22 protein-coding genes and 2 pseudogenes are annotated in these 23,288 nt (G+C 40.5%); 16 read left to right on the plus strand and 8 right to left on the minus strand.

What is annotated here, in order from left to right; genetic code table 11:
• Positions 1-51 precede the first annotated feature (51 nt).
• Positions 52-1,446, plus strand: coding sequence for a protoporphyrinogen oxidase (locus NST40_RS14395; protein WP_076276460.1), 1,395 nt, complete (start codon positions 52-54; stop codon positions 1,444-1,446).
• Positions 1,447-1,633: 187 nt separating this feature from the next.
• Positions 1,634-1,900 (plus strand): CD3324 family protein, encoded by a 267-nt coding sequence (locus NST40_RS14400; protein WP_038570858.1) that lies wholly within the window; start codon positions 1,634-1,636, stop codon positions 1,898-1,900.
• A gap of 70 nt (positions 1,901-1,970) precedes the next feature.
• Here NST40_RS14400 and NST40_RS14405 read toward each other — a convergent pair whose 3' ends face one another.
• Together NST40_RS14405 and NST40_RS14410 are read right to left on the minus strand one after the other, a co-directional pair.
• On the minus strand, positions 1,971-2,390 hold the full coding sequence (locus NST40_RS14405; RefSeq protein ID WP_076276461.1) for a hypothetical protein: 420 nt from the start codon (positions 2,388-2,390) through the stop codon (positions 1,971-1,973).
• Positions 2,391-2,410: 20 nt separating this feature from the next.
• Positions 2,411-2,525, minus strand: a pseudogene (locus NST40_RS14410) (DUF2935 domain-containing protein); the annotation flags it as partial.
• Positions 2,526-2,850: 325 nt separating this feature from the next.
• On the opposite strand from NST40_RS14410, the gene NST40_RS14415 reads away from it, so the two are divergent.
• Positions 2,851-3,402, plus strand: a complete 552-nt coding sequence (locus NST40_RS14415; protein ID WP_076125801.1) for a GNAT family N-acetyltransferase — start codon at positions 2,851-2,853, stop codon at positions 3,400-3,402.
• A 190-nt stretch (positions 3,403-3,592) separates the two neighbouring features.
• Here NST40_RS14415 and sleB read toward each other — a convergent pair whose 3' ends face one another.
• Entirely contained in the window at positions 3,593-4,186 is a 594-nt protein-coding gene (gene sleB, locus NST40_RS14420; RefSeq protein ID WP_256718971.1) for a spore cortex-lytic enzyme, read from the minus strand.
• 223 nt (positions 4,187-4,409) lie between these two features.
• Between sleB and NST40_RS14425 the strand changes: the two genes are divergently transcribed.
• Positions 4,410-4,961 carry a YdhK family protein gene (locus tag NST40_RS14425; RefSeq protein WP_076276464.1) on the plus strand — a complete coding sequence of 184 codons (552 nt, stop codon included), beginning with the start codon at positions 4,410-4,412 and terminating at the stop codon, positions 4,959-4,961.
• Positions 4,962-5,052: 91 nt separating this feature from the next.
• On the opposite strand, the gene NST40_RS14430 is transcribed toward NST40_RS14425, so the two are convergent.
• Positions 5,053-6,687 (minus strand): MDR family MFS transporter, encoded by a 1,635-nt coding sequence (locus tag NST40_RS14430; RefSeq protein ID WP_076276465.1) that lies wholly within the window; start codon positions 6,685-6,687, stop codon positions 5,053-5,055.
• A 29-nt stretch (positions 6,688-6,716) separates the two neighbouring features.
• Positions 6,717-7,145 (minus strand): MarR family transcriptional regulator, encoded by a 429-nt coding sequence (locus NST40_RS14435; RefSeq protein WP_036678010.1) that lies wholly within the window; start codon positions 7,143-7,145, stop codon positions 6,717-6,719.
• A gap of 268 nt (positions 7,146-7,413) precedes the next feature.
• Between NST40_RS14435 and NST40_RS14440 the strand changes: the two genes are divergently transcribed.
• The 7 genes and pseudogenes from NST40_RS14440 to NST40_RS14470 all read left to right on the plus strand — a co-directional run bounded on the left by NST40_RS14440 (position 7,414) and on the right by NST40_RS14470 (position 15,463).
• Positions 7,414-8,475 carry a MoxR family ATPase gene (locus tag NST40_RS14440; protein WP_076276466.1) on the plus strand — a complete coding sequence of 354 codons (1,062 nt, stop codon included), beginning with the start codon at positions 7,414-7,416 and terminating at the stop codon, positions 8,473-8,475.
• A gap of 2 nt (positions 8,476-8,477) precedes the next feature.
• Positions 8,478-10,277, plus strand: a complete 1,800-nt coding sequence (locus NST40_RS14445) for a peptidase (RefSeq protein WP_076276467.1) — start codon at positions 8,478-8,480, stop codon at positions 10,275-10,277.
• Between the two features lie 36 nt (positions 10,278-10,313).
• A pseudogene (locus NST40_RS14450) lies at positions 10,314-10,776 on the plus strand (NUDIX hydrolase).
• 72 nt (positions 10,777-10,848) lie between these two features.
• Positions 10,849-11,919, plus strand: a complete 1,071-nt coding sequence (locus tag NST40_RS14455) for a stalk domain-containing protein (RefSeq protein WP_076276468.1) — start codon at positions 10,849-10,851, stop codon at positions 11,917-11,919.
• A gap of 171 nt (positions 11,920-12,090) precedes the next feature.
• Positions 12,091-13,977, plus strand: a complete 1,887-nt coding sequence (locus NST40_RS14460; RefSeq protein ID WP_342410815.1) for an acyltransferase family protein — start codon at positions 12,091-12,093, stop codon at positions 13,975-13,977.
• A 90-nt stretch (positions 13,978-14,067) separates the two neighbouring features.
• A complete protein-coding gene (locus NST40_RS14465) occupies positions 14,068-14,574 on the plus strand; it encodes a sigma-70 family RNA polymerase sigma factor (protein WP_076125785.1) in 507 nt (168 codons plus the stop codon).
• A 1-nt stretch (position 14,575) separates the two neighbouring features.
• The gene (locus NST40_RS14470) at positions 14,576-15,463 is read left to right on the plus strand and encodes an RsiV family protein (protein ID WP_342410816.1); all 888 of its coding nucleotides are present in this window, start codon (positions 14,576-14,578) and stop codon (positions 15,461-15,463) included.
• A gap of 341 nt (positions 15,464-15,804) precedes the next feature.
• Here the strand turns inward: NST40_RS14470 and NST40_RS14475 are convergent, their stop codons facing one another.
• A complete protein-coding gene (locus NST40_RS14475) occupies positions 15,805-16,389 on the minus strand; it encodes an AAA family ATPase (RefSeq protein ID WP_076190412.1) in 585 nt (194 codons plus the stop codon).
• A gap of 231 nt (positions 16,390-16,620) precedes the next feature.
• On the opposite strand from NST40_RS14475, the gene NST40_RS14480 reads away from it, so the two are divergent.
• Positions 16,621-18,177, plus strand: coding sequence for an ABC-F family ATP-binding cassette domain-containing protein (locus NST40_RS14480; RefSeq protein WP_341002503.1), 1,557 nt, complete (start codon positions 16,621-16,623; stop codon positions 18,175-18,177).
• A 275-nt stretch (positions 18,178-18,452) separates the two neighbouring features.
• Here NST40_RS14480 and NST40_RS14485 read toward each other — a convergent pair whose 3' ends face one another.
• Together NST40_RS14485 and NST40_RS14490 are read right to left on the minus strand one after the other, a co-directional pair.
• The gene (locus NST40_RS14485; RefSeq protein ID WP_076217535.1) at positions 18,453-19,319 is read right to left on the minus strand and encodes a helix-turn-helix domain-containing protein; all 867 of its coding nucleotides are present in this window, start codon (positions 19,317-19,319) and stop codon (positions 18,453-18,455) included.
• Positions 19,320-19,550: 231 nt separating this feature from the next.
• The gene (locus NST40_RS14490; RefSeq protein ID WP_339248774.1) at positions 19,551-21,212 is read right to left on the minus strand and encodes a ribonuclease J; all 1,662 of its coding nucleotides are present in this window, start codon (positions 21,210-21,212) and stop codon (positions 19,551-19,553) included.
• A gap of 129 nt (positions 21,213-21,341) precedes the next feature.
• On the opposite strand from NST40_RS14490, the gene NST40_RS14495 reads away from it, so the two are divergent.
• From NST40_RS14495 to NST40_RS14510, 4 genes are all read left to right on the plus strand, one after another.
• The gene (locus tag NST40_RS14495) at positions 21,342-21,818 is read left to right on the plus strand and encodes a GNAT family N-acetyltransferase (protein ID WP_076184542.1); all 477 of its coding nucleotides are present in this window, start codon (positions 21,342-21,344) and stop codon (positions 21,816-21,818) included.
• Positions 21,819-21,935: 117 nt separating this feature from the next.
• Positions 21,936-22,469 (plus strand): TetR/AcrR family transcriptional regulator, encoded by a 534-nt coding sequence (locus tag NST40_RS14500; RefSeq protein ID WP_081387451.1) that lies wholly within the window; start codon positions 21,936-21,938, stop codon positions 22,467-22,469.
• A 13-nt stretch (positions 22,470-22,482) separates the two neighbouring features.
• Positions 22,483-22,809, plus strand: coding sequence for a multidrug efflux SMR transporter (locus NST40_RS14505; protein WP_339248664.1), 327 nt, complete (start codon positions 22,483-22,485; stop codon positions 22,807-22,809).
• Between the two features lie 17 nt (positions 22,810-22,826).
• Positions 22,827-23,186 carry a multidrug efflux SMR transporter gene (locus tag NST40_RS14510; protein WP_076306430.1) on the plus strand — a complete coding sequence of 120 codons (360 nt, stop codon included), beginning with the start codon at positions 22,827-22,829 and terminating at the stop codon, positions 23,184-23,186.
• The last annotated feature ends 102 nt before the right edge of the window (positions 23,187-23,288 follow it).

Consider the following 23,288-nt stretch of genomic DNA (forward strand, 5'->3'; position numbering starts at 1 on the left):
GTACACAATTGAATTGATACAGATTATAACCACGAGGTAGGTGTCAACGAATTGAGAACAGTTGTCGTGATTGGCGGGGGAATTACTGGATTGTCTACCGCTTACTATTTACAGAAATCTATAGAGCATAACAAGCTAGATGTAAAAATCGTTTTGGTTGAAGCCAGCGATAGACTGGGCGGCAAAATCAGAACACTAAAACAAGAAGACTTCATTATGGAGTCTGGGGCAGATTCTATTGTCACCCGTAAAACGAATGTTGCACCTCTGATTGAAGAGTTGGGTATACAAAATGAGGTTGTATATAACGCGACAGGAATATCCTTTATTTATACAGAAGGTAAACTGAAGCAAATTCCTAAAGATGCAGTCTTTGGCATTCCGCTCAGTATGGAGTCGCTTGCTACAACAGAACTGATCTCAGCTGAAGGAAAGGTTGAAGCACTCAAAGATTTCTACACTCCCAATAATAAGTTTACGAAAAACGATTCCGTGGGTGATTTTCTAGAAGCTTTCTTTGGTAAAGAACTTGTCGAGAAGCAAATTTCACCGGTTCTTTCAGGTGTATATTCCGGGAAGCTAAGCGAACTTACAATTGCCTCGACGCTGCCTTATTTGATTGATTATAAGAATGAATACGGCAGTATTATTCAAGGCTTATCCGCAAATAAAGCCAAATTTCAAGGGAATGGTGATAAGAAGTTCATGTCATTCAAGGGAGGTGTATCTGCCTTGATCGACTCTATGGAAGAACATCTTTCTAATTTGGAGATCATCAAAGGGATTCGTGCCGAAAGAATTGAGAAGCGTGGAGAGCAGTACCAGGTAACTTTGGCAGATGGACGAATCATAGACTCCGATGTTGTCGTACTTGGAACGATGCATTCTACTGCACAAGCGCTACTTCAAGACGAAGAACTAAATGAAGATTTCAATCAGTTATATAATAGTTCTATGATTAGTGTATATTTAGGATTTGATATCCCCGACAGTCAGCTGCCTGCGAATGGCACAGGGTTCATCACTGCCAACAGCGATGATGTTCTATGTAATGCGTGTACGTGGACAAGTCGCAAGTGGGAGCATACGTCAGGACAACAGCGTCTGCTTGTCAGACTCTTTTATAAAAGCTCAAACCCTCATTATGATTCGTTGATCAAGCTATCTGAAGAGGAACTATTGAAGGTGGCTTTGAAAGATATACAGACCAGTCTCGGGATAACAGGACAGCCAGCTACCTACGATGTGACCAAATGGCATGATGTAATGCCAAACTACCATAAACTTCATCATCAAATTGTAGTATCCTTAGAGAAGAAGATGACAGACAGGTATCCTAATGTTATCCTTGCTGGATGCTCCTATTATGGTGTAGGCATTCCAGATTGTATTGCGAATGGAGAAAAAACAGCAGAGCGTATTTTGGAACAAGTAATTTCACATTAAAAAGGAGGGTGTACAATCGTGAGAAGATTAGCGATCAGCTCTATGCAAAGTCTAGACTTATAAACAACGGCGGTTGTTTGTATAGAGCGAAAAATTGATTTTACCGCTAGTGCAGTGTGCATGGGTTGTTTAAAGAATAGACTTTGCTACCTTCAAACTCATAAAAAGTTTAAGGAGCAGAGCGATTATGAAATATGTAAATGCAGATACGATTTTCCCAAAAGAATTATTAGAGGAAATTCAGAAATATATCAACGGGGGTATGGTTTATATCCCTAAGCCTGAAGAATCACATGTAAAATGGGGCGAAAAGTCAGGGAGCAGAAAATACTTAAGATCTAGAAACATCGAAATCTGTCTAAGGTTTGCTGTGGGTGCAACGGTTGACCAGCTTTCAGATGAATATTGCCTATCTAGGGATAGTATTAAGAAAATTGTTTATTCAAAAAAATAGCTTATCATCCAAAAAAACCACGTTAGAGGAAACTCTGACGTGGTTTTTGGAATTTAATAATAATTTAATCTTAAATACCATACTTTTTCCGATATTTATTGATCCCATCTACGAACTGTCCTTCATACTTCACGCCTTCATCCATCTTTTTATTTGCCGCATTAATAGCTGTACTAGAAACTTTTGTTTTGTATAGTGCTTCTTTCATCATTGTCATTGCTTCTAATTGCAACTTAATCGCTTTTAAATAGATTTCATGTAACGCCTGCAAATCTGTATTGGGTGCTTTAATTTTTTTCGCCTCTATTACCAACTTAGTGTAATTAGGAATGATTACATTATTGAACGCTGTATAGCGTTGTTTTCTATTGTTACCTGTATCTATTCTGTTCTTTACATATGCATCAGAGGCAATTTCATCAAATTTAAAAATCGCTGCTATTTGATTAGAATAGGTTGTGAAATCTATTACTTCTTGTGGCGTTTTCATCTTTTCTTCATAATCTGCCCTAGTTGCGTGTCTTCACAACGAAACCCAAGGTTTAAGAAAAAAAGAGTGTTCTTTGATGATTCGTGACCAGAATCTTATTTCATCTAGAGATCTCGAAACAAAAGGATCCGGCATATCTGAGCGCACCTCCCATTTTTATACAATTGTAATATGCGTGAGGTTTGTACTGTATCCGCAAAAGTTAAGACGAGTATATAGAAGTACAGTAGGTACGGTTAACTTAATTATCAAATATAAATGGTGACATTATATAAAAATTAATTCTAATCGAATATGGCATATAACTAGAGCGAGGTCGTAATTATACTAAAAAAGAAGTGACATTAGACAAGAACTTGTGGAGGTATGATGGAGATTAAGCTTGTTCCAGTAACCATAATATTTTAGTGATCTCCATAAATATATTCAGGAATTCGACAGAAGGTAGGGAGGGAACGACATGAATATCACAATCACCTTAACTGACAGTGCCTCGAAGTTTATTATTAACAACCTTTACCCACTATACTTACACGATCTATCAGAAATATGGGGGACGATTCCTAATCGATACGGGGTATTCGAGGAGGACGAGACACAGTCACTGCAGGAACAGAATAAAGTCTTCGACATTTGGTGGGAGAAAGCTGGAATTTTGTATCCTTATTTAATAAAAGAAAATGATATTCCAATAGGGTTTGCATTAGTTGCTACACCACCATATACTCCGTCTGCTTGTGAATTCTATTTGAATGAATTTTTTATTCTACGGCCTTTCCGTGGTAAGGGGCTCGCTGAATATGCGGCTAAGGAAGTCTTTAAGCTTCATTTGGGTAACTGGGAGCTACAAACGAATCCCACGGATACAAATAGGAGAGCACAGCATTTTTGGAGGAAAACTTTAAAAGAATACACTGGGGATAGTTATTTAGAGGAATGCGGGAAGTCATATGATGATGAATTAAAGATGATTTTTACATTCAATAACCAATCAGAATTATCGAATCCATAAAAGGGGATTTCGAAGTTATGTTTAAGAATTCATTCCTAAAAGCAAAAGCTTATAAGTACAATTCACTGCAATATTTGGTGGCTTTAGTGCTTGAAATGGATGCTAACACAACCGAATAGGTTTAATAATAAAAGCCGATCTAACTATCGTAGTTAGATCGGCTTTTGTTGATCTTAGCTATTTGATGTAATTACCTCGCAAATATATGCTTACCAATTTTTAAGTTTTGCGGACGTGACCAAATCCATGCACTAGTTGCTGTATCGGGATTGAAATAATAGATTGAATGGTTTGTGGGGTCCCAACCTCGAACAGCATCAAGAGCAGCTAAATAAGCTGTCTGATTTGGTGTAAGCCAATACTGGCCGTCAGACACGGCTGTGAAAGCTCCTTTTTGGAATACAACTTCTTTAATATTGTCAGGAAATTGACTAGATTGTATACGATTCATGACTACTGCACCCACTGCAACTTGTCCAACATAAGGCTCACCGCGAGACTCACTGTAGATAACTTTAGCCAAAATATCCATTTCATTAATATTTAGCGTGTGTTTTTTTAAAATATTCCAAGTTTTTGTCCCCGAAATTCCATCAGCGCTTATGCCATAGGCCTTTTGAAATTTAGCAACCGCTGCTTTCGTTTGTGATCCGTATACCCCATCTAAGGGCTCAGTATAGAAATCAAGGGTTTTTAATCTATATTGTAGATCCCATACATCTCCTGAAGAACTTCCTATGGTTAATAGCGGAGCTGCATTAGCAGAACCGATTATAGTAGCCATGCTCACCAGACCCAAAAGAAGCAACAAAGTGAATATTTTAGTCTTCATTATAGTAGCCTCCTTTCAGAAAACATTATAAATATAGTTTAATCATTGAGACAACACTCATTTAATGGAAAATAAATTACTGTTTTACAAACTGTAAATCCTTAGTTCCGTTTGTGATTTTCTGAAATGGGTAAAATAATACTTATAGGCAGATAAAATTTCGGAGGTCTTTTATATGAAAAAGCAATTATTTCTACTAGTCGTCGCAGCTGCTTTCAGCTTAAGTGCTTGTAGTAATGACAATAGCTATGGCAATCAGATGTCTTCTAACGATACACAAATGGAACATAACTCACATTCAAGTTCAGGTGAAGTTCCAAAAGATCTGAGGGTAGCGGAGAATCCTACTTACAAAGTAGGAAGTGAAGCTGTGATCCAAACTGACCATATGGAAGGGATGAAGGGAGCCATTGCGACAATTGTGGGAGCTTATGAGACGACAGCATATAATGTTTCCTATAGACCTACTACAGGAGGTCAACCGGTCACAAATCATAAGTGGATTATTCATGAAGAAATAAAAGAAGCAGATGATATATCCTATCAACCAGGCTCAGAGGTTATTATGGAAGCTGATCATATGAAGGATATGAAGGGTGCAACGGCTCAGATTAACTCCACAGAAAAAACCACAGTCTATATGATTAATTACAAACCTACTACGGGTGGAGATGAAGTGAAAAATCATAAGTGGGTAACAGAAGATGAGCTTTCACCTGTAAAATAATAGATCAACACAAAAACTGCAACTTACTCAGTTACGCATGAGTACGTTGCAGTTTTTGTTGTTTTATAGTCAGCTTCAAAATAATTTGCGGTTAGGCTTTATCCACTGCAAGTTTTGAAGATTTCATGTTTGACAGGTCCTGTTCAGCTTCTTCAGGAACTGGCATTTGGTTAGAAGTACGAAGTGGAAGCTCCTTCAGGAAGAAGACAAGCACGAAAGCTACAACAAGCACAATGGTCCCGGTTAAGAACACGGATGACAATGTCTGTCCTAAAGCATCACGGATACCCTCAATCATTTGTAAGAAGACAGGCTGTACATCGGCTGGCAGACTAGCTTGAGTCTGTTCAAGCAATGGTTTGTTCATTAATGCCTGTGGATTAGCGAAGGAGAGCATTTGCTCAGCAAGTTTTGGATCTATCTGTGTGAAATCCGGTGCTGATGACGATTGCAGAGCTTCCTTCAAGTTTTTAGTAAGACTATTGGACATAACGGTACCCATGACTGCGATACCGATCGTACCGCCTAAATTACGGAATAATTGTGAGGAGGCCGTTACTACACCCAGTTCGGTGTGTGAAACCGCATTTTGAGTAGCTAGTGAGAATACTGGCATCCCCAATCCCAACCCAAGACCAAACACAATCATACTTAGGACAGCCATCGGTACATTATTCATAAATACCATAATTGTCATACCGGCAATCATAATGGGTATTCCAATTAATGCGTAACGTTTATACTTCCCTTTTTTCGCCATCTTTTGACCGGTAAGGGCACTGGCTACAACCATAACGATCGACATTGGCATAGTAACATACCCTGCATATGTCGCGGAGATCCCCAGAACACCTTGTACGAAGAAGGAAAGATAGATCATAGCTCCCATCATACCGAAGTTCATAATAAAACCAATAATATTAGATATGGTAACTACACTATTCTTAAATAGATGAAGCGGGAGAATTGGATTTTTAGCTTTGGATTCGACAAAAATAAAGAGAAGTGCCGAAACGACTGTTCCCGCCAACAGGCCGAGAATTTGCGAAGAACCCCAATCATATTCTGTACCTGCCCAGGTGAAGGCAAGCAGTAGAGGAACGATGGTAGTTGTCATTAACAAGGAACCTAAATAGTCGATGCTGGTTGACTCTCCGCGTTTGCCTTTAGGAAATAAGGTAAGAATCATCACGAAGGCCACTACACCAAGCGGTAGGAAGATCCAGAACAGCCAATGCCAATCCATATTGTCGATCAAAAAGCCTCCAAGCGTTGGTCCAAGCACACTGGAGAAACCGAATACGGCCATCATCAACCCCATCCATTTACCACGTTCACGCGGAGGGAATAAGTCACCTACGGCAGTAAATGCGGTGGATTGAATAATACCTGCACCTACCCCTTGAATCCCACGATAAATGATAAATTGATAAACATCGGAAGATGTTCCTGTCAGAAAAGCCCCAACCATAAATAATAGAATACCTGCTAATAGAAAGGGTTTACGTCCGAACATATCAGATAACTTACCGACAAGAACGGTTGCTATTGTTGATGTTAATAAATAAATGTTAATAGTCCAAGTATAGTAATCCATGCCATCAAGAATTGCGATTATACGCGGCATAGCAGTACTTGTAATTGTCTGATTAATCGCTGCGAACAGCATTGCAGCCATAATAGCTATCATAATACTAAGTTTTCGTTTGCTGGATAAATGTTCCATTCGATTGTTTCCCCGCCACTTTTTAAATTTTATCTTTTGTCTAAATCAGAAATTATAACTGCGAAAATTCTTCTTAAATGCTCAATATCTTCATCGGGCAGTATCTTAAAGTAAGATTCCATAAGTTCTTGATGGCGTTCCTGCACCTCTTTAATCGTTGCTTCTCCTTTCTGCGTAATGGTGATGTGTACCACTCTTCGATCATCCTTGGCGCGTTCCTTATTTACGTAATCTTCAGCGATTAATTGGTCTGTTACGCCTGTAATTGCTGCTGAGGTAATACCAAGAGCTGCAGCAATCTGTGATACGTTTTGTGGACCGTTCTTAGATAAAGTCCTGAGGGTTTTGAACTGTGTAATATTTAGGGGGTAGTCTTGTTTGTTCCAATCTTGAGAGATTCCTTTTAAAAAGGATTTGAACATAGTAGAAATCTGAAGAAAATCTTCATTATTAGCCAAATCACGCCTCCTAAAGTTATGAAATAGGGCGGAATAAGTAATTCCGTTAAATTTTAGATAACAACTAAATGATTAACTACTTAATTATTAAAGCGTGAAACAATATATCATCCTTTTTTATATCTCGTCAAGAAAAGGTTTGTTTTTTCGAATGAAATAGAGTGGGTTGATAATATTGTTGTTGAAGTTCGTTCCTGAGCTAATGAATTATTTGTTATACTGTGTATAGTTATCGTTATTATCATTACATTAAAAAAGGAGCATTTATTTGAATCTAGCAACTCCTGTAACACCTATTCAACTTATGCAAGTACTTCTAAACGTTTCTGTGATTCGCCCTGTTTTTATCTGGGGGGCGCCTGGTATTGGGAAATCTTCGCTAGTAGAAGCTTTTGCTGATCAGGTGGGTCTTCCTTGTGTGTCTCTATTAGGTTCTCAATTAGCACCTGAAGACATCATTGGAGTCCCGCAAATCGTTAACGGTAAGAGCCAATTCTGTCCTCCAAAAATGATTGCTCGGGATGAACCTTATTGTTTGTTCCTGGACGAGCTTAATGCCTGTTCTCAAGAAGTGCAAAAAGCTTTTTATAGTCTCATCCACGAACGCCGCATAGGCGATTATCACCTACCTGAGGGCTCTATAGTAATAGGAGCTGGTAACCGTGCACAAGATAGTGCAATTGTTAAACCTATGTCCTCCGCGCTTATCAATCGGATGTTCCATATACAGTTAAATGTATCGTTTCAGAATTGGATCTCTTGGGCATATGAGCATAACATTCATCCTATGGTTATTGAATATCTGGAATTGCGTCCCGATCATTTGTGGAGTGCACCTCCAAAGACTGAAGAGACTTTCTCCACGCCACGCTCTTGGCATATGCTTAGTGATGCACTACATGAGTTTGGCGATGATATAAATGCGGATACCGTGGGGATTTTAGCGAATGGTTCACTGACACCTGCTCACGCCACACAATTCAGGGCTTTTTATAAAAATCTAACTGGAAAATATGAACTTAATCAAATTATAGATGGTAAATCCTCATTTCCAACGGCTCCAGAAGATCGGGATCTCCTGTATTTCCTGGCGCAATCCTTGCGTGCCCAGATTATCAAAGAACTCCCTCCGATTAAAGATAACGTACGAGATGGACATCGCCAATTTGCACACACTGTTAAAAAGCTGATTAAAGACTTGTCCGTCATTAGCTTCGAAATTGCACAGCTAGTAGTTGCTAAGCAGGAGCAAAGTGATAATATTCCAGATTGGTTAATGGTTGAAATTGTACGTGATTTACCACGTCTTGCAATAAAAGAGCGGGGGTAAATATGGCTAAAAAAACAACTCCAGATAATCCCGCTTTGAAAAATTTTAATGAAGCATGTTCGTTAATCGCGGATCATCCTATTTTTGCGCCGTTATCTGTTCGAGCTTCGATTATTCATAATGAAAATAGTCCCTATCCTGAAGACGGCTGGGCAATTGTCACTAATAACGGTTATATTTACACTCATCCTAAAAGGCGTGGCGAGGTTGCTGAATGGATATACGTTTTGGCACATTGTTTTCTTCATTTAGGTCTTGGACATTTAAAGATTAAAGAGAATCAAGTGGCGTGGAACGTTGCATGTGATGTGTACATAGCAAAGTTTTTAAATGACTTGAAGCTTGGAAAAGTACCCGCAGATATGGAGTCGCGAATTGATCTTACAATTAAAGATGAACAACAGCTTTACGAGCAGTTTATGATAAAAGGAATTCCGGACACCTCCAGATATTTTGGGACCGCGGGTGTTTCAAAACTGGATATGAATGTTAGAGAAACCACCAAAAGATACTGGGGAAAAGCACCGGATTGGGAAGCCTATTTTGCTTATGGGTTATCTAATGCTGTGACGAATGCAGTAAGTGTTGCTGGAGGCCATGCTAATACTATTAGTGACCCTACACTTTCATTAACCGCTCCACAACGTGCAAAACGATGGTTTATGGATAGATATCCTTTATTAGGTGCGCTTGCCGCCGGCTTTGAGATTATAGAAGATCCAGCGATATGTCGGCGATTTGATATTTCCATAGCTGCCATTGACGTTATTGAGCGCAAAATATTTATGAACCCTGCAGCCGGACTAAACGATGAGGAGTGTATTTTCGTGATGGCGCATGAGCTTCTGCACGCGGGGCTTCAGCATCACGAGCGATGTCTTGGCCGGGATCATTATCTTTGGAATGTGGCTTGTGACTACGTAATAAATCTATGGCTAGTAGAAATGAGTGTAGGGGAGTATCCGCGAATTGGACTCTTATTAGATCCTGAGCTTAAAGGTTTATCTGCTGAAACGATTTATGATCGTATGGTCGGAGATATCCGCACTTATAAGAAACTGGCAACCTTGAGAGGGAATGGACTTGGTGACATTTTAGATAACGGTTCATCAAGTTTTTGGGATGCGAGAGAAGGACAGACACTAGATGATTTCTGTAAAAATGCTATGCAACAAGGACTGATGTATCATGAAGAGCAAAGCCGCGGTCTTTTGCCATCAGGCCTAGTTGAAGAGATTAGAGCGCTAGGCCAGCCACCTATTAAATGGGATGTAGAGCTTGCTCGGTGGTTTGATCATTATTTTTCACCGCTTGAGAAGACCAGATCTTATTCACGAATTAGCAGACGTCAATCTTCTACACCTGATATCCCTCGACCACAGTGGGTTCATAGCGGTGCTGCAGATGATGGCCGTACTTTTGGAGTTATTTTAGATACCTCAGGCTCAATGGATAAAAAGCTTCTGGCCAAAGCATTAGGAGCCATTTCAAGTTATGCGCAGGCTCGTGATGTTCCTTTTGCACGGATTATCTTTTGTGATGCTTGTCCTTATGATGCAGGTTACATGCCCCCGGAGGCTATCTCGGATCGGGTACAAGTGAAGGGAAGAGGGGGAACGATCTTACAACCAGCTATTGATTTGATTCAACAAGCTGAGGATTTTCCGAAAAAAGGACCACTTCTAATTATTACAGATGGTTATTGTGACAAGCTGACCCTTAAAAGAGACCATGCTTATATTTTGCCCAAGGGAAATGACTTACCTTTCTCACCCAAAGGACCTGTATTCAGAATAAATTAAGGCTTAGAATAAATTTAGAGCGAGGTAACAATGGATATGAATCCCCCCAAACATATTCTTTCAGCAGCTACAGTTGTATTCAATGATCAAGAAGAAATCTTATTAATAAAAGGTCCACGTAGAGGCTGGGAGTTGCCAGGCGGACAGGTTGAAGAGGAGGAGTCCCTTATAGAAGCAGCAATCAGGGAAGCCAAAGAAGAATCGGGCATTGATATAGAGATAAATAAGTTCTGCGGAGTTTTTCAAAATGTTGATCGATCTATTTGTACTAACCTATTTCTAGGGAAAGCCATCGGCGGCGAACCTGCTACTAGTTCCGAGAGCTTAGAAGTTGGTTTTTTTTTCGATAGAACAAGCATTGGAAATGGTCACATGGAAAAACCTCAGACTGCGGCTGGAGTATTGTCTAAATGATGAGGTGCAGCCTTTTTACGTAGAGTTACGGGGTACAGAAGTTGAAGAAATTATATTTAAATTAGAAAACCAGCAAACTTTTTAGAGGTCCTCCTGCGTCCTAGCTAATGAGTGTCATCGGAAGGCACTTATAAATAGAGATGGAGGATGACGAGATATGAACAAAAGAACAAAAAATCTATTTAAAATGAGTGCAGTTGGATGTGTAGCCATTATGGGAGTGAGTGCAGCTTCTTTACCGGTTCATGCTATGGTTTCCACACAAGTAACAGCTAATGTTTCTGCGGCTTTACCGTCGAAGGCACCAGCCCTTGCTGGCATAAAAGTGCAAGAAAAAGTACTTAACACAACAAGTAAATACCTGATTGCAGATTTAAAAGTACCACAGCTAACAGGAATGCTGGATACTCATTATCAAGATGAACTGAACGATATTATCCTCTCTCATGCTGAAAAGGATCTGGCACAGTGGGAGGAAGACGCCGCAGAAATGGGCAAAAAAGCACAGGCTGATCAAATGGAATATCATCCTTATAATCTTTACATTACTTATGATCTGAAATCAGATGGAACAGGTTCTCCAGCAGGCGTTATCTCCTTGACTGTTACTACTGAAGGTTCTGAAGGTGGAACAAGCATGCCGCGGATCGATACTTATAATGTGAAAAATATAGCTGAGGCAGAACCTGTTGCACTAACGGATCTACTGGGCGCTAACTACAAAGAGAAGCTCGATGCAGACATTCTGGCAGCGATTAAAAAGGATTCAGATAAATATTTCTTAGAAGAGTACACAGGAACTTCAACTGAGCAGTCGTTCTATATCGATAAAGGTAACTTAGTAATCGTATTCCCTAAATACAGCATTGCGCCAGGTTATGTAGGTTCACCAGAGTTTCGGTTCAGCTTAAATCATAGTTCAACTGATACAACTAAGCTTGATTTGAAAAAAGTAGCTACTTTCACGAATAAGAAAGGCGTGCTCATGGTATCGCTTCGTGATGTGGCCAGTCAACTAAACTATGAATTGAAATGGAATCAGTCTACCAAAACCGCTGAGTTGATGAAAGGAGCACAGTGGACAAGTGTTACGCTTAACAAAGATTCATACTTCTTCGCAAAAATGACTCCTAAAGCTTTAGGTGCCGCACCTGTTCTGCAAGATAACAAAACCTATGTACCTGTTCAATTCGTATCAGAAATTCTTCAGGTTGAAGTTCAGAAATAACCATTTAGAAGTTTGTGAAAGTAGTTTGATTTATTAAAAACATCCCGCAGGGTAATTCTTGCGCGGGTGTTTTTTTACTTTTGATAACAGATTAGCCAGTTTAAAGAACTTTTTGAACTGCTCCTGCGTCCTGCCTATGAACAACAAATTAAGGGTAAGGACTGAAACAGAATGAATGACAACAAGCGTTATATGCCTGGTATTGATGGACTAAGAGCTTTTTCCGTACTCGCTGTCATAGCCTATCATTTGAATTTGAAATGGGCTGGGGGTGGACTGCTGGGAGTGGGAATCTTTTTTGTGATCTCGGGTTATCTCATCACAGACCAAATCATTAACCAATGGGAGCGTCATCGAAGATTGGACCTTCTGGACTTTTGGATACGTAGAGCACGGAGGTTGCTGCCGGCGACGATAGTCATGCTGATCGTTGTCACCATATGGCTCTTAATCATAGATCCCACGAGATTAAATGGGCTGACAGGAGATTTCATGTCATCACTATTTTACGTTAATAACTGGTGGTTAATATTTCATGATGTTTCGTACTTCGAAAGTTTTGGACCTCCTTCTCCGATCGGACATTTATGGTCACTTTCTATTGAAGAACAGTTTTATATTCTATGGCCGCTGCTGCTCGTATTAGGACTAACGATCATACCTCGTCGAGGTAAACTTATTGCCTGGATTCTGGCTTGTGCTGCTGTCTCAGCTTTAGCCATGGTTATGTTCTATGTACCGGGCACAGATCCAAGCAGGGTCTATTATGGAACAGATACTCGCATATTTGCACTTCTAATTGGAGCGGCGCTTGCTGTTGCATGGCCTAGTCAGAAACTTAAAAATACAGTCACAAAAAGATCTCGTTATATGTTTGATATCATTGGTGCTCTGGGACTGCTGGTATTAATGGTGCTAGTTTACCGGGTTAACGAGTTTGATGAATCACTATATCGGGGTGGATTTTTGATCATCTCTATCATTACTGCAGTAGTGATTGCCGTGCTTGCTCATCCTGCCAGCTCTCTTGGACGGAAAATGGGCTGTAAACCCTTGCGATGGATAGGTGTACGTTCATATAGCTTATACCTTTGGCATTATCCCGTAATAATTCTTACCAGCCCTAATGGGAATCCAGATGAGAGCGGCGTGCTTCGAATTATCCTTCAGTTAGCAGGAAGTTTTCTACTGGCAGCCTTATCATACAAATATGTGGAGGAGCCGCTCCGGCGGGGATCATTAAGAGATATTTGGAACCATAGGAGTGCAAAACAACGCCGCAGCTACCGCCCAGTCTTTCTTATGACCATGATCTTTTTGATTCTTATTCCGATTGCCTGCAATGGATATTTATCCAACGCTGAATCTGACACACTTCCAATCGAAGTTGCAGATAAGCAGAATGTACAGCAAGAGAAGCAGAATGTACAGCAAGAGAGAACAGCGCAAGATCCAATAGATCACAATTCATTGGTACCACCTGTAGAAAAAAATACGACTGATGTTGAGAAGCAAAAACCTGACACTGAAGAGCAACAAGTTGAACCAGAAGGAAACATAGCGGTAACCGGGAAAAATCAAACCGGAAAGAATATTACGGCCATTGGCGATTCTGTCATTTTGGATGCAGCACCATTTTTGGTAGAAAGTCTCCCTGGTATTGTCATCGATGGAAAGGTCGGCAGACAGATGATGCAGGCACAGGAGGTAATTGATCAGCTTAGAGCACAAGGACGGTTAGGGGAGCGGATGATCATAGAGCTGGGAACGAATGGAGCTTTTAACTCCAAGCAATTACGTAAACTACTAAACTCGTTAAGCGATGCGGAGCAGATTATTTTGGTCAATACACGTGTGCCGAGAAAGTGGGAGCAGACTGTGAATTCCACCCTTTCAAAAGTTTCCAGTGAATTCAGGAATACGACCATAGTAGACTGGTACTCAGCTAGTGAAGGAAAAGACGACTACTTCTACAAAGATGGTATTCATTTGAAACGTGAGGGTGCCAAGTATTATGCATCAATTCTAATTAAAGCTTTGGAAAAAGAAAATAAATAATTTATTTGGAATCTCCAAACTTTTTTATACTCACCAAACGTCTTACTCCTGTTACAACACCAGATCACAAACAGAGAAGGATAATCGACCATGTTGAATAGGAAAACCGAGAAAATATTGACGCGATGTATCAAAGAAAACAAAGAAAATGTATACCGGCTTGCTTACAGTTATGTGAAAAACAAAGAGGATGCCCTCGACATTGTGCAGGATTCTATTTATAAAGCGATGACACGAATGGATTTGCTAAAGGATCACGATGCCGTGAAAAGCTGGTTTTACAGGATTGTCGTGAATACTTCCTTAGACTTTTTGCGCAGAAACAAGAAGGTTCAGACGATGGAGCCAGAGATAATAGAAACCTATAGTCCGGCTGTTGAGGATAGCTATACAGATATGGATTTGAAAAGAACACTGGAAGAGTTGCCGGCGAAATACCGAAGTGTGATCGTGCTTAGATATTTTGAGGATATGAAGATTAATGAAGTGGCTGAAGTTCTTAACGAGAACACCAATACAATAAAGACAAGGCTGTATCAGGCCCTTCAGTTATTGCGGGTGAAGCTGAATGATGAAGCCTTAAAGGAGATAAAGTAAGATGGACGAAAGAATACAAGAATTACATAAAGAGTATACCGATATTCCCATTCCGGATGAACTTGATTTGATTGTAAACCGTTCTATAAAGCAGTCACTTAAAGCCAATAGAAAAAAACACACGACAACTAAGTGGGTGGCTAGTGTTGGTGCGGCCGCAGTTATTTTTCTAGTAGCCATAAACACCAGTACAACCGTAGCTAGTGCATTATCTTCCATTCCAGGCGTAGATCGGATAATAAAAGTGCTGACTATTAAAGAATACGTTGTAGAAGAAGAGAACTACGATGCAAATATCAAGGTTCCAGCCGTTACGGATATGGAAAATAAAGAACTGGAGCTTGGATTGAACAGCAAATATTTAAGTGAGAATAAAGCACTATACGAAAAGTTCCAAGCGGAGATCGAAGCGTTGAAGGAACAAGGTGGGGGCCATTTGGGGCTGGACGTAGGTTATGAAGTGAAAACGGATAATGAGCGCATTTTCTCCATTGGCAGATATGTTGAGGAAACCGCTGGTTCATCTTCAATGGAAGTTACTTTTGATACGATAGACAAAGTGAACCAGATCCTTATTACATTGCCAATGCTATTTAAAGATGATCAATACATTGAACGCATCAGCGAAAATATTAAAGAACAGATGATTGCTCAAATGAAAGCAGACTCTGAGAAAGTTTACTGGATCCCTGAGTATGGCGATGATGTACCAACGGATCAGTTTACCTCCATTACGAAGAATCAGAGCTTTTATATCAACACCGAAGGTAAGCTTGTGATTGTGTTTAACAAATACGATGTCGCACCGGGTTATATGGGCTCCGTTGAATTTGTGATACCAACCGCGGTGCTTGCTGATGATTTGGTCAGTCAGAAGTATATTCAATAAAAGAATTGTGGGAATAACGTCATCTGCGGTCCGAAACTCTGCACAAAAGGTGATATAAGCGGAAATAAGGTCATCTGGGTCCGATAGTCTAACCAAGGCTCTTTGTCCAAACCTCAAACATCGTTTGCTCTCATTATTTGACGCGAACGCTGCTGCTATCGGACTCAGCTGACCCTAAACGCAGCATTATCGCACTTTTGCAATTCTATCGGACCGCATCGTCTCTATTGGCACGGAAAACACGCCCCAAGCGCACTTTTCTAACGAATAGCTGCACTGGAGTCCGAAACTCTGCACAAAAGGTGATAAATGTGGAAATAAGGTCATCTGGGTCCGAAAGTTTAGCCGTATATAAATTGTTCTACCGCCGCAACAGTAGCATTGATATCCGGGTTAGAATTGTCGATCAACGCAATATTTTCAGCCGGGAGCGGCCATTCTACCGTACGGTTGCCAAGAGAAGTGCGGAATTCATTCCAATGCTGGAACTTCCATTCATCTAGTGGTGATTGTCTGTCTTGAATTCGTTCAAGGTACAATTCCTCGTTGGCTAACCCTACCAAGACAACCTTGACCTCAACATCATGAAGGGAACGCCCGATCCGAGCTAACTCATGGCTGATCCAGTCAGGATTGGCCGCCTCTTTGGTAAAGGGACCAACTACAAAAGCATCGACGTCCAAGCCTATATTATCCAGCGCAGCATCCATAGTGATTCGATAACCTAAATCGCGGCATAACCTTTTGTACTCAGCTGAGTCTCTATCTGCCGGATCCAGTCCGTGTAAAGTCATTATCGCGTCAGCAGCAGGCCGTAGTAGAATATCCATATCGAAAAAAGGTATTTTGCGCCGCGAAGCAATCGCTTTAGCTAACGTTGTTTTGCCTGCTCCAGCTGGACCAAGAAAAAATACAAGTTTATTCATTTCTAATTCTCCTTAGTTCTCAAGTCAACTCCAATATGTATCTATGCATACTATCATATAAAAGATGACGAGCAATCGCCAGCGTAATCCCATTCTCGGCAAATGACGGTCCACAAAACTAGAATTGCTCGCGGATTAGCCCATAAAATGATAATTTTTTGCTTCTCCATTGAGTTTTTAGCTAATCCTGCTTATAATATAGCGAGAAAAATAAGAAAAAGGTGTCCATAAATGAGCATATTAAATGTTGAAGGATTAAGTCATGGCTTTGGAGATCGTGCGATCTTTAAGGATGTTTCATTCCGTCTCCTAAAAGGCGAGCATATCGGATTATTCGGCGCTAACGGCGAAGGAAAATCCACTTTTATGAATATTGTTACAGGCAAACTGCAACCTGATGAAGGTAAAGTCGAATGGTCCAAGCGGGTGCGTGTTGGCTACCTCGATCAGCATGCAGTGTTAACCAAAGGAATGACGATTCAAGATGTACTCAGAAGTGCTTTCCAGTACCTGTTCGATCTTGAGCAAGAGATGAACGATATGTATGGCAGAATGGGTGACGTTTCACCTGAAGAGCTGGAAAAGCTGCTTGAAGAAGTAGGTACCATCCAAGATACACTTACAAATCAAGACTTTTACATGATCGATGCGAAAGTACAAGAAACCGCGCGTGGACTAGGGATTACTGACATTGGATTGGATCGCGATGTAGCCGATCTTAGTGGTGGTCAACGTACCAAAATCTTGCTTGCTAAGCTATTGCTTGAAAAACCAGATATTTTGCTCCTCGATGAGCCTACGAACTATCTGGATGAGCAGCATATTGAATGGCTGAGACGTTACCTTCAAGAGTATGATAATGCTTTTATTCTGATCTCACATGATATGCCATTCTTGAATAGTGTTATCAACCTGATCTACCATATGGAAAATCAAAAGCTGACCCGATATGTGGGTGATTATGAGCAGTTCCAACAAGTCTACGAAATGAGAAAACAGCAGCTTGAATCTGCCTATAATCGCCAAAAGCAAGAAATAGCAGAGCTGAAGGATTTCGTAGCTCGTAACAAAGCCAGCGTGGCTACCCGTAACATGGCGATGTCCAGACAGAAGAAGCTCGACAAGATGGAGATCATCGAGATTGCCAAGGAGAAACCGAAACCACAGTTTAACTTTAAAGAAGGTAAAACTGCTGGCAAGATGATTTTCGAAGCAAAAGAATTGGTTATCGGCTACGACTCTCCATTGTCCAGACCGCTTAATTTGTTGATGGAACGTGGACAGAAGATCGCGTTGGTTGGGGCAAACGGAATTGGTAAAACAACTTTGCTGCGCAGCATTTTAGGTGAAATCTCTGCTTTGTCCGGTTCGGTAGAACGTGGATACCATCAGGAGATTGGCTATTTTGAGCAAGAGATGAAGGAAGGCAATTACAAGACTTGTATTGAGGAAATCTGGGATACATTCCCGTCTCTGTCACAATTCGAAGTACGTGCTGCTCTAGCTAAATGCGGATTAACCACGAAGCATATTGAGAGTAAGATTGCTGTACTAAGTGGTGGGGAAAAAGCTAAAGTTCGTCTATGTAAGCTGATTAATAGCGAAACTAATATTCTTGTATTAGATGAGCCGACGAACCACTTGGATATCGATGCCAAAGATGAACTGAAACGCGCTCTAAAAGCATACAAAGGAAGCATTATTATGATTTCTCACGAACCCGATTTTTATCAAGACATCGTAACCGATATCTGGAATTGCGAAGATTGGACAACGAAAGTATTCTAAGTATACGAGTTCAATTAACGAATCTTAAACAGGATACCTTACTTCGATACTCCGAAGGGTATCCTGTTTTTTATTCCGAGGCACTATCTGCATTAATTGTGGCGATTAAAATTGGCGTCTGAGTAGAAATCAAGATCATCATGTGGAGTGATTCCACTTTCAATGCAGATTTCCAGATAACAAATCCGTCAAAAATTGATGGCCGCCTTAATGATTTTCATAATTAACACAAAGAATAGATCACTCCTCAAAACTTTCCGTCCGATAAGAAGACTTTAGGCTTCAAACTTCAGATTCTGTGGTTCCGTCGGAAATTCTTCTGTCCGTGCACGGGAATCAGTGACGGGAACGTCCAGGCCTACTTCTTCAAATGTGCAGTCATCTAGCCAAATCTTTCCTGATCCCGATAGGAGAATACCAATGTTGATACAATCCGCCTCTGCCGGGATATCCAGCACACAAGCGTAAAAATTCCAGGAAGCAGTTCCTTTAATGCTTCTGTACTGCATGTTGTCAAAACCCAGCATATTCTGGAGCTTGTCATCAATACGCATCCATAAGCCGCACCAGTCGCTGACTTCTTCGGTCCGGATAAAGCCGGCAAACCGCATCCGCTTCCCGAGATAATTTTTTGCATCAAACTGCTGCATTAGAGTACCAAATTCGTTCTCTTCAGGTGGTTCAGTTTCTGCGCATTCCAGTGATACAGAGTTCCTTCCCTTATGGTAAATCTGCATATCTAATGATGCCTTATATTTGCTGGGGGATGTTCCGGTGATGAACCAACCTTTAATTTCGGACATGGTTAATTCCTCTCTTTCCTGAATCAATAGTTTTATCTGCGACCTGTATTGGGCTGGGGGGAGAGCATAAAGTCCTTTAAAAGCTCTTGTAAAAGCCTCTTGACTATCAAAACCATAAAGCAGTGCGATATCTAGAATGCGTTCTTCGGAATAGAGCAGCAGTTGGGCAGCAGAACTCAACCTACGGGAACGAATGTATTCAGCTAAGCTTTTGCCGACATATTTCTGAAAGAGCCGGTGGAAATGATATTTGGAGAATCCAGCCTCTTTCGCAATTCTGTCCAGATTCAATTCTTCTTCCAAATGGTTCTCAATAAATTCAATACTATTGTGAATCATCTTGTAATACAGCCTGATCACCTCCCTGGTATTAATATACCTCACCTATTTAAAGGGATTTTGATAATTCTTGCTTAGTTGTACTTCAATATGTAGAGATTTGCATCTGAACCTAATACTATCAGCAGAAGATATAAAAGGAGAGTATAAAACTATAAAACACAAAAAAGGCGAATTCTTACTCATAATGGAGTAAGAATTCGCCAATATCTATTCGATTGCATTCCTACATTAAACCTCAATGATGATTGGAAGAATCATTGGCCGCCGTTTCGTTTTTTCGTATAGGAACTTACTTAATGATTCTTTGATGGTCTGCTTGATGATATTCCATTGGCCGAGATCCGTTTCGTTCATTTTTTTAAGGGTTGATGTTACATGCTGGTTGATCTCGTCCATTAAATTATCGGAGTTACGGACATAAACGAATCCCCTGGAGATAGTGTCTGGCTCGTTTAATAGACGTCCATCGGTTTGGCTCAGTGTAATCACTGTAATCAGAATACCGTCTGCTGACAGCTGGCGACGATCGCGAAGCACAACATTTCCAATATCTCCGATCCCAAGGCCATCTACTAGAATTTGCCCAGCAGTCACTCGACCGGATTGGCGGACAACACCAGACGATGACTCAACGATGTCTCCATTTTTTAGAATAAAGATATTTTCCGGTTTGACGCCTACCGCCTCCGCTAACAAGCTATGATGATGCAGCATACGGTATTCACCATGAATCGGAATAAAGTATTCAGGTTTCATTAGAGTCAGCATTAGCTTAAGCTCCTCTTGGCTGCCATGCCCGGAGACGTGAAGCTCACTGCGTGAACCATAGATGACTTTAGCACCCAGCATATATAAATTATCGACAATCCTTGAAACATTCCGTTCATTTCCCGGGATGGGATTGGCTGCGAGCAGCACCGTGTCCCCAGCCTGGATCTCCATCAATCGATGGCTTGAGTTCGCTAAGCGGGATAGTGCGGCCATGGGCTCTCCTTGACTGCCTGTACATAAAACAGTTACCTGTGCCGGAGGGAGCTTAGCAGCTTCTGCAGGTTCGATCAGCATATCGTCCGGCATGTTCAAATAACCGAGTTCTTGGGCCACTCTGACTACATTTACCATACTTCTGCCGAGTAAGGTCAATTTACGTTCAGTTAAATGAGAAGCATCAATGATCTGCTGTAGACGATGTACATTTGAGGCGAAGGTAGAAATAAAAATTCTACGGTCTGCTTTTAAAAAGGCTTCTTCTATGTGAGCGCCAACAAGCTTTTCAGAAGGGGTGAAGCCAGGACGCTCAGCATTAGTGCTTTCTGACAGCAAGATCTTTACACCGTTTTTCCCAATATCGGCCATTTTATGTATATCTGGATACTGCTTGTTGACAGGCGTCATGTCAAATTTGAAGTCTCCCGTATGAACTACGATACCTTCAGGTGTATCGAATACTACGCCAAGGCAATCTGGAATACTATGATTTGTATTAAAAAATGTTGTAGTAATGGCTCCCAGGGTCAACGTGGATTCTGAATTAATACAATGGAGTTTCGTTTGTCGTAAAATTCCATGTTCCCTAAGTTTATTTTCGATTAATCCTAAGGTTAAACGGGAAGCATATATTGGGATATTCAACTGTTTAAGCAGGTAAGGAATCCCGCCGATATGATCCTCATGTCCGTGAGTCACCACCAACGCTTGTACCTTATCAATATTATTTAATAAATACGAAACATCAGGAATAATTAGGTCAATCCCTAAGAGACTTTCATCTGGGAATTTAGAGCCGCAATCAATGACAACAATATCATCTGCGTATTGCAGGATATACATATTTTTACCAATTTCATGAACCCCACCTAATGCTGCAATCGAGAGTTGCTTAGCTGCCATTTTCATTGAAGCCCCTCCTAAATAAATTTCTCTATATTATGTTTGAATCCCATTATAATTATCCATTCTGAAGCTTGATACAATATAATAACTGAAGAAAGCTAATCGAAAGATAGGAGAACGTTACTCATGAATATCCGACTATTACAAATGAAAGATAATAGCTCCATTGAAAAGGTCATTAGGGACTGCCTAATTGAGTTTGGCGGGAATCGCTCGGGTCTAGCCTGGGAGGATGACAGCCTGCATCATTTATCAGATGATTATAATCATAGTGAGAATCGGGCTTATTGGGTTGTCGAAGAGGGAGGGGAAGTATTAGGGGGGTGTGGCATTGCTCCTTTCGGGAATGATGACAAGATATGTGAGTTACAAAAAATGTATTTATCTCAGTCGATTAGAGGTAACGGGATAGCCAAAGAACTTTTAAATACAGCGTTGGACTTTGCTAAGCTTCATTACAACCAATGTTATTTGGAGACACTTCAAAACATGCACGCAGCTAACCGTTTCTATATGAAAAATGGATTTGAGCTTTTGGATGAACCGCTTGCGGGGTCGGAGCATTTCGCTTGTGATGCTTGGTATATTAAAAATTTAATGTGAATTGCTTTAAAAATGTTGGAGGCCTGGATTACCAGGCTTTTTTTGATCTAAGGTAATGATTTTTTATTTGACAATAAAACCGTCCAGACGGTACTGTAAATAACAGAGGTGATTTTCGTGAACAGTAATTCAAAACGAAGTAGTATTTTATTAGCAGCTTCTATAGTAGTTAAAAATAATGGGGTGGAGAAGCTTACGCTTGAAGCCGTTGCCAAAGAAGCCGGGGTCAGTAAAGGTGGACTGCTGCACCATTTTCCGAATAAGGAAGCTTTAATAAAAAGTATGGTGGAAGAATTAACAAGTGATTTTTTCAGTAATGTTCAAGAAAGAGTATCGAACGCATCTAGAGAAACGGGGAAGTGGGGACGAGCGTTTGTTCAGGCGATAGACGACGATCTTAAGGAAGAGCAAGAGATTAGCACCGCGCTTTCGGCTGCTCTTTTTACGAATCCGGATATCCTTAAGAAATTTCAAGATCAATACTCAGTATGGCAAAACAATATAGAGAACGATGGAATAGATCCTGTACGTTCCACAATTGTCAGGCTGGCAGCGGACGGTTTATGGTATTCAGAAATGTTCGGGTTAGGAGCTTTAGATAAGGATTTACGAGATAAAGTAATTCAAGAATTAATAAACATGACGGAGTAAGGAGGGGCTATTGTTGAATTCATATCTGTTACTGGCAACAGCGATTATCTGCGAGGTATTTGGTAGCTCCATGCTTAAGGTTTCTAACGGGTTTAAAAAGATTTTACCTTCAATAGGAGTCGTACTCGGCATGGGTTCAGCCTTTTATTGTCTTTCTTTAGCGCTTTCAACGATTCCACTAGGGACGGCTTATGGTATTTGGTCGGGGGTAGGTACGGCTTTAACTGCGTTAATTGGAGTCATCATTTATAAAGAAAACTTCAATCTGAAAAAACTACTCGGCCTGATTCTTATCATTGGTGGAGTAGTCATTATGAAACTTTCTGGTGGATCTCATTAGAGCTTGGAGGAAATGTTATGAACAAGAATAAGGGTTTTTGGGTACTGGGAGTAGCTATTATAAGCGAAGTAATAGGTACAACTATGCTGAAAATGTCAGAAGGGTTCACACAAATATTGCCTACTATAGGTATTATTATTGGTTTTATTATCGCATTTTATAGTTTGTCCATAAGTCTCAGAGTTTTACCTTTAAGCCTAGCTTATGCGATTTGGGCAGGTGTAGGTACAGTTCTAACCGCAATCGTTGGTATCGTAATATGGGGGGATCCATTTAGTATGCTTACACTTGCAGGCATAGTATTAATAGTTGGAGGTGTGGTTTTATTAAACTCTCCAGATTCAGCTAATGAAAAAGAACTTAAAACGACAAGTTAATCTTCATAAAAAACTAGGGCCTGAGAAATCAGGCCTTTATTTGATGGACGTGATGTTAATAGATTCCATATTTAGGGTAGTTGCGCGATATTGGTATCACAT

Origin of the sequence: Paenibacillus sp. FSL R10-2778 (assembly GCF_038593035.1) — a bacterium.
In the GTDB taxonomy this organism is placed as follows: domain Bacteria; phylum Bacillota; class Bacilli; order Paenibacillales; family Paenibacillaceae; genus Paenibacillus_AQ; species Paenibacillus_AQ odorifer.